Source organism: Nocardia salmonicida NBRC 13393 (genome assembly GCF_001613085.1).
GTDB classification, from domain to species: domain Bacteria; phylum Actinomycetota; class Actinomycetes; order Mycobacteriales; family Mycobacteriaceae; genus Nocardia; species Nocardia salmonicida.
The window spans coordinates 1-6,414 of the sequence record NZ_BDBR01000080.1; the positions used below are offsets into that span (position 1 = coordinate 1).

Here is a 6,414-nt window from a genome sequence, read left to right on the forward strand (position 1 = left end):
AACGGCGCGCCACCGCGGGCCCGACCACCGGTGAACGTCGGGCCGCGGGCGGTACACCACCGCCGACCGGTCCACGCAACCGCCGCGACGGCGGTGGGGGCGACGACGGCTCGGGTAGTGATGGCGCGGTGAAGAAATCGCCGTGGCGAATCGTTCGACGGACGCTCTACGTCCTGATGGCCCTCGCCATCGTCGTGCCGAGCGCGGTGTTCCTGGTCGCCTACACGGCGGTTTCGGTGCCGAAGCCGGGCGATCTGGAGACCAACCAGGTAGCGACGATCTTCGCCAGCGACGGCACCACCGAGATCAGCAAGGTGGTCCCGCCGCAAGGCAACCGCACCGAGGTCTCGATCGATCAGATCCCGCCGCACGTGCGCAATGCCGTGATCGCCGCCGAGGACCGTGACTTCTACACCAACCCCGGCTTCTCGGTCTCGGGCTTCGCCCGCGCCGCCCGCGACAACGTCCTCGGCAAGGAAAGCGCCGGTGGTGGTTCCACGATCACCCAGCAGTACGTGAAGAACGCGCTGGTCGGTGACGAGCGGTCGATGACGCGCAAGATGCACGAACTGGTGATCTCGGCCAAGATGGCGCGCCAGTGGAGCAAGGAAGACATCCTCGCCGCCTACCTGAACACGATCTACTTCGGCCGTGGCGCGTACGGCATCGACGCCGCGTCCAAGGCGTACTTCGGCAAGCCGGTGCAGGAGCTGACCGTGGCCGAGGGCGCGGTCCTGGCCGCGACGATCCAGCTGCCCTCGATGCTGGACCCGGAGAAGAACCCCGACGGCGCGCGCTCGCGCTGGAACTACGTGCTCGACGGCATGGTCGCGGAGAACAACCTGCCCGCGACGGAGCGTCAGGGGATGCAGTACCCGCAGGTGGTCACGCTGGAATCGCTGGGCGACAAGAACAACGACGGTGGTCCCGAGGGCCTGGTGAAGAACCAGGTGCTCAAGGAGCTCTCGACCGCGGGCATCAGTGAGCAGCAGCTCAACACCGAGGGTCTGCAGATCACCACCACGATCGACCAGAAGGCACAGGACGCCGCGATCAAGGCCGCGCAGGGCAAGCTCGAAGGCGAGCCGGAGAACTTGCGCACCGCCGTGGTCTCGATCGACCCGCGCACCGGTGCGGTCCGCGCCTACTACGGCGGCAGCGACGGTCAGGGCTTCGACTTCGCCAATGCCGGTCTGCCGACGGGCTCCTCGTTCAAGGCGATCGGCCTTGCCGCCAATCTCGAACAGGGCGTTCCGCTCTCGCAGCTCTACGACAGCTCGCCGATCACCGTCAACGGCATCAAGATCGGCAATGTCGAGGGCGAGGGCTGCGGTATGTGCACCATCGCCGAGGCGCTCAAGCGTTCGCTGAACACCAGCTTCTACCGAATGCAGCTGGACATGCAGAACGGTCCGCAGAAGATCGCCGATATGGGCCACAAGCTCGGTATCGCCACCGAGCTGCCCGGCATCGGCGAGACGCTGACCGAGCCCGGCGGCGTCGGCCCCAACAACGGCATCGTGCTCGGCCAGTACCAGTCGCGCCCGCTCGACATGGCCTCGGCCTACGCCACCCTCGCGGCGTCGGGCGTCTACCACGCACCGCACTTCGTGCAGAAGGTCGTCACCGCAGACGGACAGGTGCTGCTCGATCGCGGCGAGCCCGCCGGCGAGCAGCGGGTGAGCGCGGCCGTGGCCGACAATGTCACCGCGGCGATGAAGCCGATCGCGGCCTACTCGCGCAACCACAACCTGGCCGGTGGCCGCGAGTCGGCGGCCAAGACCGGTACCCACCAGCTCGGCGACACCGGCAACAACCGCGACGCCTGGATGGTCGGTTACACCCCGTCGCTGTCGACCGCGGTGTGGGTCGGCACCGAGCAGGGCGACGCGCTCAAGAACTACGGCGGCGGCCCCATCTACGGTTCCGGTCTGCCTTCCGACATCTGGAAGGCGACGATGGACGGCGCGCTGTCGGGTACGTCGAACGAGTCGTTCCCCAAGCCCGCCCCGATCAAGGGCCAGGCCGGTGTGCCGGAGTGGTCGGCGCCCTACACAGCGCCGTCCACCACCGTGCCCGCGATCGTGCCGCCGGTGATCGTGCCCTCGCAGGTCGAGATCCTGCCCGGCATCCGGATTCCGGTGCCCGGGGTGCAGCAGCCCGCGGTGCCGCAGTCGCAGCAGACCCCCGCTGAGACCGGCGCGGGCCCGCTGCCCGGTCAGCCGACGGCCGGACCCGAGGGCTCGCCCGCGACGCCAGGAAACGGCAACGGCGGGTCGAACAGACCGAGCAACGCCGCCACAGGTAACGACAACGAGAGCGACGCGGGAACCACGCCGACCCGATCCCGGTAACCACCGGTAGCCTCGGATGTCGTGACCGATCAGCAACTCGCGGACCAGCCGGCGTCGAGTGGTACCCGGCTGGGCCGCGAGGGTTACGTGGCACCCGCCCGGCTGGCGCCCGACCTGCGCTCGATCGATGCGCGGGACCGGCCCAGCCGCAACGACTCACTCACGGCGCAACTCTCCACCGTGATCGGCGGCCCGGTCGGCGATCACGCGCTGATCGGGCGGGTGCGGTTCTGGACCCCGCTGCGGGTGATGTTCGCCTTCACGGTGATCTTCCTGGCGCTGGGCTGGACTGCCAAGGCGGGCTGCATCCAGCAGACGAGCGACGGCGACGGCGGTCTGATGCTGGACTGGAACAACGGTCGCCAGTACGTGGCCATGTGCTACTCCGACACGGTGCCGCTCTACGGCGCCGAACGGCTCAACGAGGGCGCGTTCCCGTACAAGAAATCCTGGACCGAATCGACGCCCGACGGTGGCACCGAGACCAGATACATGGAGTATCCGGTGCTTTCGGGCCTGTACCAGTACGCGGCGATGCAGATCGGCAATGTCTGGGACCACCTACCGCTGCCCGGCGCGATGTCGGTGGTGGTGTACTTCAACGTTGTCGCGCTCGGCCTTTCGGTCGGCTGGCTGATCACGGTCTGGGCCTCGTCGCGATTAGCCGGACGACGGGTGTGGGACGCCGCGTTGATCGCGGTGTCGCCGTTGGTGATCGTGCATATGTTCACGAATTTCGATGCACTGGCAACAGCTTTCGCGGCTACCGGGCTGTTGGCGTGGGCGCGGCGTAAGCCGGTGCTCGCGGGCATCCTGCTCGGACTCGGCGGGGCGGCGAAGTTGTATCCGCTGTTGCTGCTCGGACCGATCGTGGTGCTGTGCATGCGGATCGATCCGATGCAGCGTCAGCCCGCCGCGCGGGCCGCGCTGCGGTTGCGCGATATCGACAGTCTCGAGACCGCCCGAACTTGGTTGCGTGAAACACCGTCGAGGACGCACCTTTTCGCGTTGCGTCCGCTCGGCGCGGCCACCCTCACGGTGCTCGCCGCGGCGGGCACCTGGGCCGCGGTGAACCTGCCGATCGCAGCGCTGTATCCAGAAGGTTGGCGAGAGTTCTTCCGCCTCAACACCACTCGCCACGCGGACCCCGATTCGATCTACAACGTGATCACCTCGTTCACCGGCTGGTCGGGCTTCGACGGGCAGCTCGGACACGGCGAGCCGCCGACGATCCTGAACACCGTCTCGCTGCTGGCCTTCGTCGCCGCCTGCGCGGGCGTCGCCTACCTGGCACTCACCGCGCCACGCCGCCCCCGTCTGACCCAGCTGTGCTTCCTCGTAGTCGCGGCCTTCCTGCTGACGAACAAGGTGTGGAGCCCGCAGTACTCGCTGTGGCTGGTGCCGCTGGCGGTACTCGCGCTGCCACATCGCCGAATCCTGCTGGCCTGGATGACGATCGACGCGCTGGTCTGGGTGCCGCGCATGTACTACTACCTCGGCGAGGACAACAAGGGCCTGCCCGAACAGTGGTTCACCGGCACCGTCGTCCTGCGCGACCTGGCAGTCCTCGGCCTGTGCGCCCTGATCGTCTACGAGATCCTGCGCCCACAGCACGACGTGGTCCGCCGGGATTTCGTCGACGACCCCGCCGGCGGCGTCCTCGACCGCGCCCTCGACCCGCTACTCCCCTGGCTCCCGGAGTTCCTGCGCCCCCGACAGGCCACGGCCAGCTCGCGACCGGTATCGGTTCTGAACTGACCGGAGCGGGCCCGACGAACACTCCCGCACTACATCCGTAGGTAGCGGGCCTGGAGTTCGGGTTCGGCGGGGAGCATGTCGAGGTCGAGTTCCCAGGCGTTGCCGGTCCAGGGGTCGAACAGGGGGGTGCCGGGCATGGTGGGGAGGTGCCTGCACGACTGGGCGAGGAGATCTACTGGGCCGTCGCCGAATTCGCCGCTGCCGCTGCCGCTGCCGACGATGACCAGGGACAGGCCGATCAGGTCGCCGCGCACCATCAGTTGACCCAGGCGCACTACGTCGCTGCCTTGGTAGCCGTGCGGGAAGTCGGCGGCGACCAGGATGCGGTGTTCGGTGGGGGGTACGGCTTGTCCACTGTTGTAAGCGATGTCGGCGAGTTCGGCCGCGTGGGCGAGGTCGGCGAGGCGGGCGGAGATGTCGCCGTGGTCGGCGATGACCGGGCCTGCCAACAGTGGCGCCAGGGGGGCGGCGAGGGTGCGCAGGCCGCCGGTGAGGTCGATCAGGTCGACCTTGGTCGGCTTGTCGGGGATCGCGGCGACGAGGCGGGCCACCAGGGCGCCGACCACGCGTGAGGCGGCGGCGGTGGATTCGGTGTCGACCCAGAGCGGACGATTCAGCGGCACCGGAACGCAATACGGCACGCGCAGGCCGCCGCGGTCGAGGGCGTAGAGCTCGCCGAGCCGGATGCCGTCGGCGCGGGCGGCGCGGGTGGTCCATGCGGGAGCGAGCCACGAGGCCAGCGCGGCGGGCATGGCGGCGTCGGCTTCGGCGATTTCTTGGCCGAGCTGGTCGCTGTCGCGGCGGTGGTCGGCGTCGGCCAATGCAACCAGGTCGTCGTGCCGACGTTGTGCTTGCGCACGGGCCGCGTCGGCGGCGGGGGTATTGCGGGTCGCCGGGTTCGAAACTGCTTCGGAGAGTTCTTGATCCAGCCGTTTGGTCGCGTAGTCGCGGGCCGAGACCAGCGCGGCGGCCGAGCGGGCGGCGTCTTCGAAGATCATCCACATGCGTTGCAGACCGTGGTCGACTTCGAGCGGAATACCCGACGCGGGAACGGGTCTCGCGACCGTCTCGGTGGGAGCGCTCGGCGGCGCGAGCGGTTGCGGCTGCCAGGCCTGGGCGGGTGCGGGCTCCGGCGCGGTCACGCCGTGCGCGGTGAGCAACTGTGCCGTGCCGCCCGCGTACCCCTGACCGAGCGCGCGCAACTTCCAGCCACCGCCACGGCGGTACACCTCGAGGCAGATCAGCGCGCTCTCGCCCGCTGTCGGAGCGATGACGAATTCAGCTGCGGGACTACCGTTTTCGTATAGCGACGCGGTCACCGAACCGAGCGTCCGCCCGCCCGCGACGAACAGCAGCACCGCGTGCGCATCGGACCTGAGCTGCGACAGCGTCAGATCCACCGCCGCCCCGGCGAAGCTCACCCCTGGCGCCGCGGGCCGCGACGCGCACACGTGATCGTGCACGTCACGAACCCGCAGATCCTCGCCGACCACCAGCGCACCGAGTTCGACGGTGCCGGAGGTCTGCGCGGTGAAGCGCACGGAATCAGTGGTCAGAGCAGTGTTCTGCCCCGCTTTCAGGTGAATCACGGTGTCTGCCCTGCTCTGTCGCTTGGTTCAGTTGGCGCCGAGGAATCGGCCCAACTGTGGCACGGCCTCACCGGGGTGCTTGGCGTTGAAGCCCTCGCCGAGCGCCTGCATCTTCCAGTCGCCGCCTGCCCGGTACACCTTCGCCATCGCCATCGCGGTGAACGGCATGCCGCCCGCGAGGGTGTAGCGCGCCAGTTCGCCGTTGGTAGTGCCGTCGATGAGGCGGCTGAACGCGTTCTGCACCTGCTCGAAGGAATGGCCCTTGTACGAGGTGACGATGAACAGCAGCGTGGTGATGTGCGCCGGGATCCTGGTCAGGTCGACGAGGATCATCTCGTCGTCGCCGTCGCCCTCGCCGGTGAGGTTGTCGCCCTGGTGGCGCACCGAACCGTCCTTCGACGACAGCTGGCCGTAGTAGGCCACGTCGACGAGGTTCTGGTCGGCGAACAGGCAGACCGAGGCGTCGAGGTCGATGTCGACGGTGCGGTTGCCGAACATTCCGCGCGTGCGCACCGGGTCCCAACCCAGACCCATCTTCACGAAGGTCAGCGCGGCGCCGCCCTCCTTGCGCAGCGTGACCCGCTGGCCCTTCTGCAGGCTGACCGGGCGATCCTTGCTCAGGCTGATCTCACCGGCCGGCTGCTGCGGTGCCCCCTGCGCGGGCGGCGGATAGCCCTGTCCGGGCGGCGGCGGGTAGCCGCCGGGGGGCTGCT

4 protein-coding genes are annotated in these 6,414 nt (G+C 68.8%); 2 read left to right on the forward strand and 2 right to left on the reverse strand.

What is annotated here, in order from left to right:
* Together NS1_RS38245 and NS1_RS38250 are read left to right on the forward strand one after the other, a co-directional pair.
* Window positions 1–2,354, forward strand: a 2,354-nt coding sequence (locus NS1_RS38245) for a transglycosylase domain-containing protein (protein ID WP_062992608.1), incomplete at its 5' end; no start/stop codon positions are given.
* A 21-nt stretch (window positions 2,355–2,375) separates the two neighbouring features.
* The gene (locus NS1_RS38250; protein ID WP_063816392.1) at window positions 2,376–4,112 is read left to right on the forward strand and encodes a glycosyltransferase family 87 protein; all 1,737 of its coding nucleotides are present in this window, start codon (window positions 2,376–2,378) and stop codon (window positions 4,110–4,112) included.
* A gap of 29 nt (window positions 4,113–4,141) precedes the next feature.
* Here the strand turns inward: NS1_RS38250 and NS1_RS38255 are convergent, their stop codons facing one another.
* Complete coding sequence (locus tag NS1_RS38255) at window positions 4,142–5,701, reverse strand: TerD family protein (protein WP_062992610.1); 1,560 nt, start codon at window positions 5,699–5,701, stop codon at window positions 4,142–4,144.
* A 27-nt stretch (window positions 5,702–5,728) separates the two neighbouring features.
* The coding region (locus NS1_RS38260) for a TerD family protein (protein ID WP_169812894.1) at window positions 5,729–6,414 on the reverse strand (686 nt) is incomplete at its 5' end.